The organism is Myxococcus xanthus (assembly GCF_006402735.1).
GTDB classification, from domain to species: Bacteria; Myxococcota; Myxococcia; order Myxococcales; family Myxococcaceae; genus Myxococcus; species Myxococcus xanthus_A.
In genome coordinates this window covers 3,955,598-3,970,940 of record NZ_CP017174.1, presented here as the reverse complement: position 1 = coordinate 3,970,940, position 15,343 = coordinate 3,955,598, and the positions used below count along the sequence as shown (strand labels likewise).

Annotated in this window: 12 protein-coding genes; 5 read left to right on the top strand and 7 right to left on the bottom strand. The window is 68.8% G+C overall.

The genetic code is table 11. The features are described 5' to 3' along the window. The first annotated feature begins 60 nt into the window (after nt 1–60). Nucleotides 61–1,146: an NADH:flavin oxidoreductase gene (locus BHS09_RS16905; protein ID WP_140798361.1), complete on the top strand. Its 1,086-nt coding sequence runs from the start codon at nt 61–63 to the stop codon at nt 1,144–1,146. A 77-nt stretch (nt 1,147–1,223) separates the two neighbouring features. Here the strand turns inward: BHS09_RS16905 and carB are convergent, their stop codons facing one another. After that, nucleotides 1,224–4,475, bottom strand: a complete 3,252-nt coding sequence (gene carB / locus BHS09_RS16900) for a carbamoyl-phosphate synthase large subunit (protein WP_140791290.1) — start codon at nt 4,473–4,475, stop codon at nt 1,224–1,226. A 122-nt stretch (nt 4,476–4,597) separates the two neighbouring features. On the opposite strand from carB, the gene BHS09_RS16895 reads away from it, so the two are divergent. Further along, nucleotides 4,598–5,368 carry a hypothetical protein gene (locus tag BHS09_RS16895; protein ID WP_140791288.1) on the top strand — a complete coding sequence of 257 codons (771 nt, stop codon included), beginning with the start codon at nt 4,598–4,600 and terminating at the stop codon, nt 5,366–5,368. Nucleotides 5,369–5,372: 4 nt separating this feature from the next. On the opposite strand, the gene BHS09_RS16890 is transcribed toward BHS09_RS16895, so the two are convergent. From BHS09_RS16890 to BHS09_RS16870, 5 genes are all read right to left on the bottom strand, one after another. Continuing rightward, nucleotides 5,373–6,563 (bottom strand): pyridoxal phosphate-dependent aminotransferase, encoded by a 1,191-nt coding sequence (locus tag BHS09_RS16890; protein ID WP_140791286.1) that lies wholly within the window; start codon nt 6,561–6,563, stop codon nt 5,373–5,375. 47 nt (nt 6,564–6,610) lie between these two features. After that, nucleotides 6,611–7,093 carry a pantetheine-phosphate adenylyltransferase gene (gene coaD / locus BHS09_RS16885; RefSeq protein WP_140791285.1) on the bottom strand — a complete coding sequence of 161 codons (483 nt, stop codon included), beginning with the start codon at nt 7,091–7,093 and terminating at the stop codon, nt 6,611–6,613. 46 nt (nt 7,094–7,139) lie between these two features. Beyond that, complete coding sequence (rsmD, locus tag BHS09_RS16880; protein WP_140791284.1) at nt 7,140–7,697, bottom strand: 16S rRNA (guanine(966)-N(2))-methyltransferase RsmD; 558 nt, start codon at nt 7,695–7,697, stop codon at nt 7,140–7,142. A 25-nt stretch (nt 7,698–7,722) separates the two neighbouring features. Then, a complete protein-coding gene (locus BHS09_RS16875; protein ID WP_174260049.1) occupies nt 7,723–8,757 on the bottom strand; it encodes a hypothetical protein in 1,035 nt (344 codons plus the stop codon). Nucleotides 8,758–8,847: 90 nt separating this feature from the next. Continuing rightward, a complete protein-coding gene (locus tag BHS09_RS16870; protein WP_140791281.1) occupies nt 8,848–9,852 on the bottom strand; it encodes a cation diffusion facilitator family transporter in 1,005 nt (334 codons plus the stop codon). A 116-nt stretch (nt 9,853–9,968) separates the two neighbouring features. On the opposite strand from BHS09_RS16870, the gene BHS09_RS16865 reads away from it, so the two are divergent. The 3 genes from BHS09_RS16865 (at nt 9,969) to typA (ending at nt 14,540) form a co-directional block, all read left to right on the top strand. Further along, nucleotides 9,969–11,555: a sigma 54-interacting transcriptional regulator gene (locus BHS09_RS16865; protein WP_140791279.1), complete on the top strand. Its 1,587-nt coding sequence runs from the start codon at nt 9,969–9,971 to the stop codon at nt 11,553–11,555. Further along, nucleotides 11,552–12,493, top strand: a complete 942-nt coding sequence (locus BHS09_RS16860) for an alpha/beta fold hydrolase (RefSeq protein ID WP_140798360.1) — start codon at nt 11,552–11,554, stop codon at nt 12,491–12,493. Before BHS09_RS16865 ends, BHS09_RS16860 begins: the two co-directional genes overlap by 4 nt. Nucleotides 12,494–12,692: 199 nt before the next feature. After that, nucleotides 12,693–14,540, top strand: coding sequence for a translational GTPase TypA (typA, locus tag BHS09_RS16855; RefSeq protein WP_140798359.1), 1,848 nt, complete (start codon nt 12,693–12,695; stop codon nt 14,538–14,540). A gap of 89 nt (nt 14,541–14,629) precedes the next feature. On the opposite strand, the gene cglE is transcribed toward typA, so the two are convergent. Then, nucleotides 14,630–15,232 (bottom strand): adventurous gliding motility protein CglE, encoded by a 603-nt coding sequence (gene cglE, locus BHS09_RS16850; protein ID WP_140791273.1) that lies wholly within the window; start codon nt 15,230–15,232, stop codon nt 14,630–14,632. Nucleotides 15,233–15,343: the final 111 nt, after the last annotated feature.

Below are 15,343 nucleotides of genomic sequence, written 5' to 3'. Positions count from 1 at the left end.
ACGTCAAGAGGAAGCAGGCCGCCGTGACGGACGCACCCACTTCGAAAGCGAGATGCCGACATGACGGACCTGTTCGCTCCCCTCGAGCTCCGAAAGAGTGTCATCGCGCCCAACCGCATCTGGCTGGCGCCGCTGACGAACACCCAGAGCCATCCCGATGGCACGCTCTCCGATGCGGAGCTCCGCTTCCTCGCGATGCGCGCCGACGGCGGGTTCGGCATGGTGGAGACGTGCGCCGCCTACGTCTCGCAGGACGGCAAGACGTGGCCGGGCGAGCTGGGCGTTCACGACGACGCGATGCTGCCCGGACTGAAGCGCATGGCCGCGCGCATCCACGAAGGGGGCGCCCTGCTCTCCGCGCAGCTCTTCCACGGAGGACTTCGCGCCAACGCCGAGGTCAGCCAGCGAGAGGTGTGGAGCGCCAGCGCGTATGACGCGGACGGCCTCCGCTGCAGCGAAGCCACCGAGGCCGACATCGAGGGCGTCATCGCGGCCTTCGCGAACGCAGCTCGCCGCTGCGCGGAGGCGGGGTTCGACGCCGTGGAACTCCATGGGGCGCACGGCTACCTGTTCTCGCAGTTCCTGAGCACCGTCTTCAACCGCCGGAAGGACCGATGGGGCGGCTCGCTGGAGAACCGCTGGCGTCTGCTTCAGGAGACAGTCCGCGCGGTGCGGCGCGCGGCGCCCTCCCTGGTCCTCTCCGTGCGCCTGTCACCGGAGGACGCGGGGCAGGCCAAGGGCCTGGACCTGGACGAGTCGCTGGAGGTCGCGCGCATGCTCACGCGCGAGGGCGTGGACATCCTCCACCTGTCCCTGTGGAAGGCGGCCCTCAACACCCAGAAGCGGCCGGACCAGCACGCGACGCCACTCTTCCGGCAGGCCGTGGGCGCCGGAGTTCGCATCGTGGTCGCGGGCGAGGTGCGCACGCGCGAGGAGGCAGAGGCCCAGCTCGCGCGCGGCGCGGATGCCGTGGCCGTGGGCCGAGCGGCCATCGCGAATCATGACTGGCCGCGCCGCGTGCAGCGAGGCGACGCGCTCCAGGTGCCGCCGCTGTCCCCTACCGCGCTCAACGCCGAGGGACTGTCCGACGTCTTCGTGAACTACATGCGCAACTGGCGCGGCTTCGTGACGGACCAACCGGCCTGAGGCGGCCCCGAAACGCAGACGGCCCCACTCCCAGGAGGAGCGGGGCCGCATGACTCACGTCAAATGAGCGCTGCGGTTCAGCGCCGGGTGCCCGGGGGCGCCGCGGTGATGCCCAGGTACTCCTGGAGCGGCTTCACTTCCAGCTCCGTGCGCTTGAGCGACTCCAGCGCGCCCACCGCCATCCGCGCCGCCTGCACCGTCGTGTAGTACGGCACCGAGTGCATCAGCGACTCGCGGCGGATGGAGAAGCTGTCGGCGATCTCCTGCTTGCCGAAGGTGGTGTTGATGACCAGCACGATTTCGCCGTCGACGATCTTGTCGACGATGTTCGGGCGGCCCTCCTTCACCTTCTGCACCACCTGCGCCTCGATGCCCTTCGTCGCCAGGTAGGTGTGCGTACCGGAGGTGACGATGAGCGAGAAGCCCATGCTCCGCAGGCGCCGCGCCAGGTCCACCACCGCCGGCTTGTCGTCATCCTTGACGGAGATGAACACCTTGCCGCTCTTGGGCAGCTTCACGCCCGCGGCGAGCTGGCTCTTGGCGAAGGCGGACGCGTAGTCGTTCGCCAGGCCCATCACCTCGCCGGTGGACTTCATCTCCGGCCCGAGGATGACGTCCACGCCCGCGAAGCGCGCGAAGGGGAACACGCTCTCCTTCACCGCCACGTGCTTGAACTCCGGCTCATGCGTGGCGCCCAGCTCCTTGAGCGTCTTGCCCACCATGCAGAGCGCGGCGATCTTCGCCATCGCCACGCCGGTGGCCTTGGAGATGAAGGGCACCGTGCGGCTCGCGCGCGGATTCACTTCCAGGATGTAGATGGTCTTCCCCTGGATGGCGAACTGCACGTTCATCAGGCCCACCACGCCCAGCTCGCGCGCCAGGGCGATGGCCTGGTCCTTCATCCGCTCCACCAGGTCCGGCGACAGCGAGTGCGGCGGCAGCGTGGCCGCGGCGTCACCGGAGTGCACGCCCGCCTCCTGGATGTGCTCCAGCACGCCGCCAATCATCACCGCGCCGGTGCGGTCCGCCACCAGGTCCAGGTCCACCTCGATGGCTTCCTTCAGGAAGCGGTCGATGAGCACCGGGTGCTCGGGCGAAGCGCTCACCGCCTCGCGCATGTACCGCTCCAGGCTGGACACGTCGTAGACGGTCTCCATGGCCCGGCCGCCCAGCACGTAGGAGGGCCGCACCATGACGGGGTAACCGATGCGCTCGGCCACCTTGAAGGCCTCCGCGTGGCTGCGCGCGACGCCGTTCTCCGGCTGCTTCAGGCCCAGCTTCTCGATGAGCTTGGAGAAGCGCTCACGGTCCTCCGCGCGGTCGATGGCGTCCGGCGGCGTACCCAGGATGGGCAGGCCCGCCTTCTCCAGCGGCACGGAGATGCGCAGCGGCGTCTGGCCGCCGAACTGGACGATGGCGCCCACCGGCTTCTCGCGCTGGGACACCTCGAGCACGTCCTCGATGGTCAGCGGCTCGAAGTAGAGGCGGTCCGACGTGTCGTAGTCGGTGGACACCGTCTCCGGGTTGCAGTTGACCATCACCGTCTCGTAGCCAGCCTCGCGCAGGGCGAAGGCCGCGTGGACGCAGGCGTAGTCGAACTCGATGCCCTGGCCGATGCGGATGGGGCCGCTGCCCAGGATGAGGACCTTCTGACGGTCCGTGGGGGGCGCCTCGTCCTCCTCCTCATAGGTGGAGTACAGGTAGGGCGTGTACGCCTCGAACTCCGCGGCGCAGGTGTCCACCCGCTTGAAGACGGGCCGGATGCTGCGCGCGTGCCGGTGCGCCCGCACCTCTTCCTCCGGGTAGCCCAGCAGCTTGCCCAGGTACTTGTCGGAGAAGCCGTGCGCCTTGGCCTGCCGGAGCACCTCGTCCGGGAGCTGGTCCAGGCGGCCGTACTCCTGCAGCGACTGCGCCTCGTTCACCAGCATCTGGATGTAGCGCAGGAACCACGGGTCGATGGCGGACAGCGCGTGCACGTCCTCCACCGTCAGGCCCTCGCGGAAGGCCTGGGCCACGAACCAGGGACGCTCCGGGCGAGGGATGCGCAGCGCCTCGCGCAGCACCTTCTCCCGCTCCTCCTTCTCCGCCGGCAGCTCCGGGGACTCCAGGCCCACGCGGCCCAGCTCCATGGAGCGCAGCGCCTTCATGTACGCCTCCGGGAAGGTGCGGCCAATGGCCATCACCTCGCCCACCGAGCGCATGCTCGTGGTCAGCGTCCGGTCCGCGTGCGGGAACTTCTCGAAGTTGAAGCGCGGCACCTTCACCACCACGTAGTCCAGCGTCGGCTCGAAGGAGGCCGGCGTGTCGCGGGTGATGTCGTTGCGCAGCTCATCCAGCGTGTAGCCCAGCGCCAGCTTCGCGGCGATCTTCGCGATGGGGTAGCCCGTCGCCTTCGACGCCAGCGCGCTGGAGCGCGACACGCGCGGGTTCATCTCGATGACGACCATGCGGCCGTCCTTCGGGTGGATGCCGAACTGGATGTTGGAGCCACCCGTATCGACGCCAATCTCCCGGATGATGGCCAGCGACGCCTGCCGCATCCGCTGGTACTCGCGGTCCGTCAGCGTCTGCGCGGGCGCCACGGTGATGGAGTCACCGGTGTGCACGCCCATGGGGTCCAGGTTTTCAATGGAGCAGACGATGATGACATTGTCCGCCGTGTCGCGGACCACCTCGAGCTCGTACTCCTTCCAGCCCAGCACGCTCTCCTCCACCAGGATGGTGGTGGTGGGGCTGGCCTTCAGGCCCGAGCGGCAGATGGTCTCGAACTCCTCGCGGTTGTACGCGATGCCACCGCCGGTGCCACCCAGCGTGAAGGACGGGCGGATGATGGCCGGGAAGCCGATGTCCTCCACCAGATTCATCGCCTGGTCCAGCGTCGTCGCGTAGCCGCTCTTGGGCAGGGCCACGCCAATCTTCTGCATGGCCGCCTTGAAGAGCTGGCGGTCCTCGGCCTTGTTGATGGCGTCCAGGGACGCGCCGATGAGGCGCACGCCGTACTTCTCCAGGATGCCCTGCTCCGCCAGGGCCTTGGCGAGGTTGAGCGCCGTCTGGCCACCCATGGTGGGAAGGAGTGAGTCCGGCCGCTCCGAGGCGAGGATGCGCTCCGCCGCCTCCACCGTAATCGGTTCGATGTAGGTGCGATGCGCGAACTCAGGGTCCGTCATCACGGTGGCGGGGTTGCTGTTGAGCAGCACCACCTCCACGCCTTCATCCCGGAGCGCCTTGATGGCTTGTGTACCGGAGTAGTCGAACTCGACGGCTTGCCCGATGACAATCGGACCCGAGCCAATCACCAGAACCTTGCGGATATCGGTACGCTTGGGCATCGGGGCGCCCCCATACCAACCTCCGCCCCCACATGCGAGGACTGTGTTGAAGCCGCCCGCTCGCACGGACGCCGGGCCCCACCCGCTGTCCTCTGCTAGGCTCGGCGGCCCACGGAGGTTCCATGCGCCACTGGTCCCTGGCACTGCTCGTTTCGCTCGCGTCACCCGCCCTCGCCCAGGATGCCGCCGCCCCCGCGCCCGAAAGCGCCCAGCCCCCACCACCCGAGGTGAAGGCCCCCACACCCGCGGAGCCCACGCCCGAGGCGGAGCCCAAGAAGACCGAGGCCCCCGCGACGCCTCCGGCCGCAGAAGCGCCCGCTGTGCCGGCTCCCTCTGAGGCACCCGCCAAGAAGGCAAGCACCGCCGCCAAGAAGTCGGCAGCCGCCGCCCAGCCGACCCGCGCGGCGCCCACACCGCCCCCTGCGGACGCACCGCCGGTCGACCTGCCCCCCGGGCTTGCCGACTTCAAGCGCGACCCCATCCCGGACGCGCCGCCGCTGTCGCCCGAGGAGCAGATCCGCAGGGACATCCAGGCGGACGCTCGCTTCCTCTTCCAGTCCCTGCTGACGGGGGACGTACGCACCGCCTCGAACGAGCTGCTCTACCCGTTCAGCCTGGAGGCGGAGCGCTACGCCACGCCGGAGGAGCTGGTTTCGGCGTGGGTGAAGCAGCTGCGGCTGAAGCGCACGGACCTCATCACCCTCTATGACGTGGAGGTGATGCCGCTGGAGGCCATGGAGAAGAAGTACGGCAAGGCGCCGGCGCGGCTGGGGTTGGACCTGCGCAACCCCAAGGACGTGTGGACGGCCGTGGGCAACCTCTCCGGCCGCCCCGCCGTCCTCGTCTACCGCCAGTACCGCGACGAGTTCCGCGCCTTCGCCTACACGGACTGAGCGGTCAGCTCAGGGCCTTGACCAGCTCACCCAGGCGGGCAAGGCCCTTCTGCAGCACCTCACGCGAGGTGACGAAGCTCATGCGCACGTAGCCGTCCGCGCCGAACGGCTCGCCGGGCACGGCGGCGACGCGGAAGTCGTCGAGGAGGATTTCCGACAGCTGCATCGCGGACGTCACCGGCTTGCCCTTGTACGACCGGCCCAGCAGGCCCCGCACGTCCGCGAAGGCGTAGAAGGCGCCCTCGGGCATCCGGCAGCGCACGCCGTCCAGCGCGTTCAGTCCCGCGACGAAGAAGTCACGGCGCTCGCGGTACTCCTTCACCATGTTGGTGATGGTGTCCGGCGGTCCCTGCAACGCCGCCAACGCCGCCTTCTGGCCAATGGACGAGGCGTTGGAGGTGGACTGGTCCTGCACCATCTGCATGGCGGCCACCAACGGCTTGGGCCCGGCGATGTAGCCCAGGCGCCAGCCCGTCATGGAGTACGCCTTGCTCATGCCGTTCACGACCACCAGCCGCGGCACCAGGTCCGGCGCCACGTCGCTGATGCCCAGGCGTTCATCGGTGTAGAGCAGCTTCTCGTAGATGTCATCCGTGACGATGAGGCAGTCGTGGGGCCGCAGCACCTCCGCGATGCGCTCCAGCGCCGCGCGCGAATAGACGGCGCCGGTGGGATTGCCCGGGCTGTTGATGATGACGGCGCGCGTGCGCGGCGTGAGCGCGCGGCGGATGGCGTCCGGGTCCGGCGCGAAGCCGTCCTCCTCACGCGTGGGGACGATGACGGGCGTGGCGCCCGCCAGCCGCACCATGTCCGGGTAGCTGACCCAGAAGGGCGCGAAGATGATGACCTCGTCACCCTCCTCCAGCGCCGCCTGGCAGAAGTTGTAGAGGGCCTGCTTGCCACCGGAGGTGACGAGCACCTGGTCCGGCATGTAGCGCAGCCCGTTGTCCCGCTCGAGCTTGGCGCAGATGGCCTCGCGCAGCTCCGGGATGCCGTTGGTGGCGGTGTACTTGGTGAAGCCCGCTCGCAGCGCGTCCACCGCGGCCTGCTTCACGTAGTCCGGTGTGTCGAAGTCCGGCTCTCCCGCGGCCAGGACCACCACATCCACACCCTTGGCGGCGAGCGCCTTGGCGCGCGAGTTGAGAGCGAGCGTCGGAGACGGCTTGATGGCCTGGAGCCGGCGAGCGAGTTTCATGTCCCCTGCCTAACGCGGAGGACCACGCGGGACAAGGGGCCTTCCTGTTACTTCCTTCCAGCGAACTTCGCCTTCAAACCTTCGTGCACGTTGGGCGGCACCAGCCCGGTGACGTCCCCACCGAAAGAGGCCACCTCCCGGACGAGGTTGGAGGAGATGTAGAAGTAGTCCTCCCCCGTCATCATGAAGACGGTCTCCACGTCGGGCGCCAGCTTGCGGTTCATGTTCGCGAGCTGGAACTCGTACTCGAAGTCCGACACCGCCCGCAGCCCGCGGACGATGACGCCCGCGTTGCGGCGCCGCACGTAGTCCACCAGCAGGCCGTGGAAGGCGTCGACCTCCACCCGGTCGTCCTGGATGGCCTCGCGAATCAACGTGCGCCGCTCGTCCTCGGAGAAGAGCGGTGTCTTCTTCGGGTTCACCGCGATGGCCACGATGAGACGATCGAACATCTTCAGGCTGCGCTGAATGAGGCTCAGGTGCCCGTTGGTGAGCGGATCAAAAGAACCAGGATAGATGGCGACCAGCATGTGCCTGGAAGTCTCGGATGCCCCCCGGGAGCCGGTCAAGGACTGCTCACGGCGCCCGATAGAAGCTCACCAACGTGTCCCCGAAGCGGCGCTGGTCTTCCCGGTCAAGCCCGGCATGTGTGTCCGGCGCCGCCTCGCGCTTGTCGTGCTCCACCACCACCATGCCGGAGGGCGTCAGCAGCCCGGCGGCCACGATGCCGTCCAGCACCGTCTCCACCACGCGCGCGGCGTACGGCGGGTCCGCGAAGATGAGCTCGAAGCGGTCGCCCCGCCGTTTCAGCGTCTCCAGCGCCCGGGCCACCGGCGCGGACAGCACCTCCACCTGCCCGGCGAGCCCCACGGCCCGCGCATTCTCACGGCAGAGCGTGAGCGCCTCGCGGTCCTGGTCCACCAGCACCGCATGCCCCGCGCCGCGAGACACGGCCTCCAGGCCCAGCGCGCCGGTGCCGGCGTAGAGGTCCAGCACCCGCTGGCCGTCCAGGAACTGGCCCAGCACGTTGAAGAGCGTCTCCCGGACGCGGTCGGCCGTGGGACGGATGTGAAGGGACGAGGACTTGGGGCCGGCCAGGGCGCGGCCCTTGGCGGTGCCTGCGACGATTCGCATGGGCCCCTTCTACACCGCTCCGGGCTCAGTCGCCCCGCTTCTCCGCCAGGAAGCGCAGTGACGCCTGACCCGTGCGCGTGGCGCCCAGCGCGGCCAGGACTTCGGTGGCCTCCATGAAGGACAGGGCCTCCAGCTTCTCCCGCGCGGCGTCATCCAGCGGTGGCAGCTGCTCCTCCAGCACGCTGAGCAGCTGTCCTGCGGGCAGGCCGGCGGCCGCGGCCTTCTCCTCCACGCTGGCGCGGACATCCAGGGGCCACGCCCCCAACGAGAGCCGCTCGAAGCCGCCCACGCAGTCCACCTTGCGCACGCCCGCCGCCACATACGTGGGCAGTCCGCCGGCCAGCGTCGCGCCCGCCTCGCCCACCGACAGCACGGCGTCGTACTCCGCGGCCAGCTCCACCAGGCTCCGCAGCAGCCGCACATCCGGCTCTCCCTCGCCCAGCGCGGACTCCGGCACGCGGACGAAGTCCACCGGCACCTTCCACTGCCTGAGGCCCTCCAGCAGCGTCCGGTACGCGTCCACGAACCCGCCAGAAGCGGCCGGCCCCGTCAGCTCCAGCGCCAGCTCGCGCTCGGTCACCGGCGCCACCAGGGCATTCACGGCCTCCACGGCCTCGTAGGAGTCCAGCCGGGACAGATCCAGCGACACCAGCGAGAAGCCGGCGTCCACCACGCGGTAGATGCCGTCCTTCAAGGCGTCCAGCGTGTCCGCGTCCGCCCGGGCCACCCGAATGGGCCCAGCCTGGAGGAACAGGGGCCGCGCGTGTTCGGCCTCGGCGGCCGCCTGGTGCGCGGCCACGACGAAGCGCTCGGGCGCCCCCCGGTCCGACAAAGGGTGTGGGCAGGCCAGCCCCAGCAGGGCGTCCTCCGACCGGGCCGCGCGCAGCAGGCCCGGCAAGGCGCCCTTCGCTTGTACCGGCAGACACGGCAGCGCCACCGGCGCCTCCGCCAGGGCACGCAGCAGCTCCCGGGGATTGAGCAGCGGAACGCGCGAACCCGCGCCCACCCGCGCCACCGTGTTCCCCGGCCGTAACGTCAGCACCTTGTCCAACACGTTCATGGAGCGAGGAGAATCATCCGCCCGCGCCGCCCGAGGCAAGGCGAAGCTGCTGGGAGCGTCCGCTGGGGCACGCCCCCCGGCCGCGGGCCGTCAGTGGACCTCGCCCAGGTGGGCGTAGGTCTCGCTCTCGATTTGAATCGTGGTGTGGTCGATTCCGAAGCGGTCGTACAGGTCGTGCTTCACCGCGGAGAGAATCTCGTCGTTGTTGCAGACCATGGGGTCCTGCACCACCAGGTGCGCGGACAGCGCATACACGCCGCTGGAGATGGTCCACACGTGCAGGTCATGCACCGCCGTGACGCCCTGCGCGCGGAGCATCAGCTCCTTGATTTGCGCCAGGTCCACGTGCGCCGGCACCGCCTCCATCAGCACGTCCACCGCGTCGCGCACCAGCCGCACCGCGCCGATGACGATGACGATGGAGATGACCACCGAGATGATGGGGTCCACGACGTACCAGCCCGTGTACGCCATGATGCCCGCGCCCACGAGCACGCCCACCGATGACAGCGTGTCTCCCAGCACGTGCAGGAAGGCCCCGCGCACGTTCATGGAGTGGGAACGGTGCAGGAACCCCAGCGCGCCCAGGTTGGCCAACAAGCCCACCGAGGCCACGATGGCCATGGGCCCGATGTCCACCGGCGCCGGCGTTCGCACCCGCTCCCATGCCTCATAGAGGATGAAGCCGGTGATGCCCATCAGCAGCACGCCGTTGAGCAGCGCGCTGAGGATCTCCATCCGGTAGTAGCCGTACGTCTTCTTCACGTCCGCCGGCTTGCCCGCGAACCACAGCGCCACCAGGCTCAGCGCCAGCGCGGACACGTCCGTCAGCATGTGGCCCGCGTCGGACATCAGGGCCAGCGAGTTCGTCAGCCAGCCGCCCACCGCCTCCGCCAGCGCGATGGTGGCCGTCAGCACCAGGGCGAAGATGAGCCGGCGCTTGTCCTTCTTCCGCTCCTCCGCCAGTCCGCCCTTCCGGGGACCGTGCCCATGGCCGTGCCCATGGCCATGATGATGGTGGTGGCCATGGCCGTCGCCGTGGTCATGCTCGTGGCCATGCCCGGATTCACCGCGGGTGTAAGGGGAAGTAGTCACGGGAGAGGGGGGTGCGGATAATGCCCGTTCATGAGGTATGAGAGGCCGGGAATCTGGCTGCCGCCAGGCCCGGCGTCCCCTGCTCCGGAGCGTGGGGAGACGCGACGGAGGTGGGGATGGACTACGGGAAGCATCTGAACCTGCACACCATCATCATGCTCAGGGATGTCATCCGCAAGTGGTGGCAGGTCGAGCTGGCGTTCGCGGACCGCCACGGCGTGGTGCATGAGTGGCAGCGCGGGGACGTCAGCCCGCCGCCGAACGCCTTCTGCCGTGCCGCCCTGACCTCGAAGGAGGGCTTGCGGCGCTGCGGCCAGTCCGTCCGTGTACTGAACGAGAAGTTCAAAGCCAACAAGAAGGTGCGCCGCTCGCTCATCCACGACTGCCACCTCAACTTCAGCATCGTGGGCGCGCCCCTCTACATCGCCAACGAATACGAGGGCTTCCTCTTCGTCGAGGGCTTTGCCCGTCAGCCTCTTGACGCGCGCGAAGCGGACGTCCTCAAGTCGAAGGTGCGCCAGTTCGCCCCGTCGCACGTGGATCTGGACGGGTTGAGCGAGCAGGTCCCCGTCCTGGACGGCGCCGAGCTGAGCAAGCTGTCCGACCTGCTCGAGTGCGCGGCGAATGAAATCGCCAACCACGAAGCGGCGGAGGCCTCCCGGCAGGAGGACGGCGCGCCCGTGCTGTCCCGCGAGCTGAGCGACCGCTACCGCTTCGAGAAGATCATCGGGCGCTCCGGGCCCATGATGGAGGTCTTCCGGTTGATGGAGAAGGTGGCCAACTCCGACTCCACCGTCCTCATCAACGGCGAGTCCGGCACCGGCAAGGAGCTGGTGGCCCGCGCCATCCACCTCAGCGGCCCGCGCGCGCAGCAACCCTTCGTGGTGCAGAACTGCTCCGCCTTCAACGACAACCTGCTGGAGAGCGCCCTCTTCGGCCACACCCGCGGCGCCTTCACCGGCGCGCTGCGCGACAAGAAGGGCCTCTTCGAGGTCGCCGACAGCGGCACCTTCTTCCTGGATGAAGTGGGCGACATGTCCGCCGCGCTGCAGGTGAAGCTCCTGCGCGTGCTCCAGGAGGGCACCTTCCTGCCCGTGGGCGGCACGCAGCTCAAGGAGGTCAACGTCCGCGTCATCGCCGCCACCCACAAGGACCTGGGCGAATTGGTGAAGCGGGGCGAATTCCGCGAGGACCTCTACTACCGCATCAACGTCATCCGCGTGCAGCTGCCCCCCCTGCGGGAGCGGCGCGACGACATGCCCGTCCTCATCGACCACTTCCTGCGCAAGCACCACCGCGAGGGCCAGCGCGCGCGAGGGCTGGACGCGGAGGCACTGGCCATCCTGGGCGCCTACGCGTGGCCGGGGAACATCCGCGAGCTGGAGAACGAAATCGAACGCCTGCTCGTGCTGGGGGGCGAGCTGGAGTCCATTCCCGCCGAGCTCATCTCCAGCCGCATCCGCGACGCCGTGTTGCCCGGCGGAGGCCCCTTCATCTCTCCGCGCGCCCACGGCAAGCTGCACGAGGCCGTGGAGGCATTGGAGCGGGAGATGATCCAGCAGGGACTGATGCGCACGCGCCACAACAAGAGCCGGCTGGCGCGAGAGCTGGGCATCAGCCGCTCCAACCTCATCTTGAAGATCTCCCGCTACGGCCTGGACAAGGGCCTGCCCGAGGACGAGGCGGAGATGGGCGACGCATGAGTCCCGGCGCGCGGTACTTCCACCAGGACCGCCTGCGCGTCCCGGACGGCGCGGAGCTGTATTACCAGGTCCAGGGAGACGGCCTTCCGGGCATCGTCTTCTGCGACGGCCTGGGCTGTGACGGCTTCGCCTGGAAGTACCTGGCGCCCTACCTGGTCCGGAACCACCGCGTGCTGCGCTGGCACTACCGGGGCCACGGCCGCTCCACCGTCCCCGAGGACCGCTCTCGCATCGGCATGCTGTACACCTGCGATGACCTGCGGCGGATGCTCGACGCCGTGGGGATGGAGCGCGCCGTCCTCTTCGGCCACTCCATGGGCGTCCAGGTGGCGCTGGAGTTCCAGCGCCGCTACGCCCAGCGCGTGTGCGGGCTCGTCCTGGTGTGCGGCAGCTACGGCAACCCGCTGGACACCTTCCACGACTCCACCGTGCTCAAGCGGGCGTTCCCGCTCATCCGCCGCGTGGTGGAGCGCTACCCTGGGCAGTCCGCCCGCATCATCCACACGGTGCTGCGCACGGAGCTGGCCGTGCAGCTGGCCATCACCCTGGAGATGAACCGGGAGCGCATCGCCCGCAACGACCTGGCGCCCTACTTCGACCACCTGGCCCGGATGGACCCCGTCGTCTTCGTGCGCACCCTGGAGTCCATGGCGGAGCACAACGCGTGGGACCACCTGCCCCACGTGGACGTCCCCACCCTGGTGGTGGCGGGCGGCCAGGACAAGTTCACGCCGGGTTGGATCTCCGAGGAGATGGCCGACCGGATCCCCGGCGCCGAGCTGGAGCTCATCCCCGACGGCACCCACACCACCCCACTCGAAGCCCCCGGGCGGGTGGAGGCCCGCGTCGAGCGCTTCCTCCGGGAGCGACTGAACGTGCGTACCGGCCCCCCCTCGCCCACGCCTACACCGGCGGTGAGCCCTCCCGCTGGCCCCTGAGCCCTCCGGAAGAGGCCGGCCCCCTGGCGTTGTTCATGGGTGACAGGAGTGAAAACCCGCCCGCACGGACGCTGGGCTTCCGGCTGCATTGCAGGGGACGCACTCGCGGCATATAAGCGCCGACCTCCCGGGTTCCGGTGGGGTTCGGAAGCCCCGGCCTCCTCGGGCGTTCCCCACCAGCCATCACAGTTCGGTTCGTATGATTCCTCGCGAAAATATTCGTAACGTCGCCATTGTCGCTCACGTCGACCATGGCAAGACCACGCTCGTCGATCACCTGCTTCGCCAGGCGGGCACCTTCCGTAGCAACGAGCACGTCGCCGAACGGGTGATGGACTCGAACGACCTCGAGCGCGAGAAGGGCATCACCATTCTCGCGAAGAACACCGCGGTCAATTACAAGGGCATGCAGATCAACATCATCGACACCCCGGGTCACGCCGACTTTGGTGGTGAGGTGGAGCGTGGTCTGCGCCTCGTTGAGGGCGTCATCCTGCTGGTGGACGCCGCCGAAGGCCCCCTGCCCCAGACGCGCTTCGTGCTCAGCAAGGCCCTGGCCATGGGCCTGAAGACGGTGCTGGTCATCAACAAGATCGACCGCCAGGACGCCCGCGCGAAGGACGTGCTGGACCTGGTGTACTCGCTCTACATCGACCTGGGCGCGGACGAGCAGCAGTTGGAGATGCCCGTCCTCTACACCATCGCCCGCCAGGGTCAGGCGTCCACGCAGCTGGAGGTCCCCGGCAAGACGCTGGAGCCCCTGTACGACGCCATCATCAACCACATCCCGCCTCCGCCGAAGTCGGACGAGACGTCGCTGCAGCTGCTGGTCGCCAACCTGGACTACGACGACTACGTCGGCCGTCTGGCCGTGGGCCGCGTGCAGGCCGGCCGCATCACCGCCAACATGCCCGTGGCCGTCTGCCGCGAGGGTGGGAAGGTGCAGCCGGGCAAGATCGTCAAGCTGTACGGCTTCTCCGGCCTGAAGCGCGTGGAGATCCCGGACGCGGGTCCGGGTGAAATCGTCTCCATCGCCGGCATCGAGGAGATCTCCATCGGCGACACCATCGCCGACGCGGAGAAGCCGGTGCCCCTGCCCCGCATCACCGTGGACGAGCCCACGATGATGATGGTCTTCAAGGTCAATGACGGGCCGCTGGCGGGCAAGGAAGGCAAGTTCGTCACCTCCCGCAACCTGCGCGAGCGCCTCTACCGCGAGGCCTACCGCAACGTGGGCGTCCGCGTGGAGGACACCGACACGCCGGACGCGTTCCGCGTGGTGGGCCGCGGCGAGCTCGCCCTGGCCGTCATCATCGAGAACATGCGCCGCGAGGGCTACGAGCTGACGGCCTCCAACCCGGAGCCGATCACTAAGGAGATCGACGGGCAGGTCCACGAGCCCATGGAGCTGCTCTTCTGCGACGTGCCGGAGAACAGCGTGGGCGCGGTGACGGAGCGCCTGGGGCCCCGCAAGGGCCGCATGGTGGACATGGGCACCCTGGGCTCGGGCCGCACCCGGCTCCAGTTCCGCATCCCCGCGCGCGGCCTCATCGGCTTCCGCTCGGAGTTCCTCACCATCACCCGTGGCGAGGGCATCATGAGCAGCCAGTTCGACGGCTACGAGCCGTGGTTCGGCTACATCCCCAAGCGGCAGAATGGCGCCATCGTCTCCGACCGCCTGGGCGACACCGTGCCCTACGCGCTCTTCAGCATCCAGGAGCGTGGCTCGCTCTTCATCGGCGCCGGCACCACGGTGTACGAGGGCATGATCATCGGCGAGCACTCGCACGCGTCCGAGCTGAACGTGAACTGCTGCCGTGAGAAGAAGCTCACCAACATCCGCGCCGCCGGCCGCGACGAGAACGTCATCCTCACCCCGCCGCGGGAAATCAGCCTGGAGAAGGCGCTGGAGTGGATCGCCGACGACGAGCTGGTCGAGGTGACGCCCAAGTCCATCCGCATGCGCAAGAAGGCGCTGGCGGTGGGCGAGCGCTACCGCGCCGAGCGTGACCGCAAGCGCGAGGAGCGCGCGGCCGAAGGCGAGTAAGCCTTCGCTCAGGGGCGCTCACTGGGCGCCCCGCATCACCAGGGCCCGGTCCCACTGCGTTGGGGGCGGGCCCTTCGTGTATTCGGGCTTCAGAACGTGTACTTCACCTTCGGGAAGATGGCGAAGGAGGTGATGTTGGGCCCGATGATGTAGCGGGCCAGCAGGTCCGCGCCGACGGAGAAGTGGTCCATGCCCGTGGCGTACTCCACGCCGAAGCCCAGGCCCGCGTTGGGCGCGCTGACGGCGCGTCCCGGGTCGCCCTCGCCTGGGTCCACGGGCGCCGGATCCAGCCGCGTGTAGCCCGCCACGACCTTGGGCGTGAGGAACAGCCGGTCCATGACACGCACGTGGTAGGCCGCCGACGCGTTGAAGAAGGCCATGGTGAAGTTGTCCGACAGCGCGCACGTCTCCGTGCCAGGCAGGTAGCCCGCGAAGCAGTTCTGCGCGGACGAGCCGAGCCCGAAGTGCGCCCCCAGCGACAGCTTCTCCGTGAGGTCGTACCCCACGCCGAGCTGAAGATACGTCTGGGCGTTGGAGTAGACGTTCTCCCCGCCCACGGTGAAGAACACGCCGATGTCCGTCTCGGTGAAGAAACCACGGCGCGGCTCGAACGCCACCCCTTCCGGCGGTGTGGCCGCAAGAACCGGAGACGACAGCAGCGCGAGCGCGGCAATCAACTGAGACTTCTTCACGGGTCCTCCCGACAGACGTGCCCTCCCAGCGCAACGCGGGAGCGCCGCAGACGTTAATGACGCCCCCCCGGAACCGGCAGTGGGGGAAAACGAAAGTGGCGTGGACCGTTT

Coding starts and splice junctions, on each gene's coding strand:
- BHS09_RS16905 (WP_140798361.1), top strand. CDS start 61: ATGACGGACCTGTTCGCTCCCCTCGAGCTCCGAAAGAGTGTCATCGCG.
- carB (WP_140791290.1), bottom strand. CDS start 4,475: ATGCCCAAGCGTACCGATATCCGCAAGGTTCTGGTGATTGGCTCGGGT.
- BHS09_RS16895 (WP_140791288.1), top strand. CDS start 4,598: ATGCGCCACTGGTCCCTGGCACTGCTCGTTTCGCTCGCGTCACCCGCC.
- BHS09_RS16890 (WP_140791286.1), bottom strand. CDS start 6,563: ATGAAACTCGCTCGCCGGCTCCAGGCCATCAAGCCGTCTCCGACGCTC.
- coaD (WP_140791285.1), bottom strand. CDS start 7,093: ATGCTGGTCGCCATCTATCCTGGTTCTTTTGATCCGCTCACCAACGGG.
- rsmD (WP_140791284.1), bottom strand. CDS start 7,697: ATGCGAATCGTCGCAGGCACCGCCAAGGGCCGCGCCCTGGCCGGCCCC.
- BHS09_RS16875 (WP_174260049.1), bottom strand. CDS start 8,757: ATGAACGTGTTGGACAAGGTGCTGACGTTACGGCCGGGGAACACGGTG.
- BHS09_RS16865 (WP_140791279.1), top strand. CDS start 9,969: ATGGACTACGGGAAGCATCTGAACCTGCACACCATCATCATGCTCAGG.
- BHS09_RS16860 (WP_140798360.1), top strand. CDS start 11,552: ATGAGTCCCGGCGCGCGGTACTTCCACCAGGACCGCCTGCGCGTCCCG.
- typA (WP_140798359.1), top strand. CDS start 12,693: ATGATTCCTCGCGAAAATATTCGTAACGTCGCCATTGTCGCTCACGTC.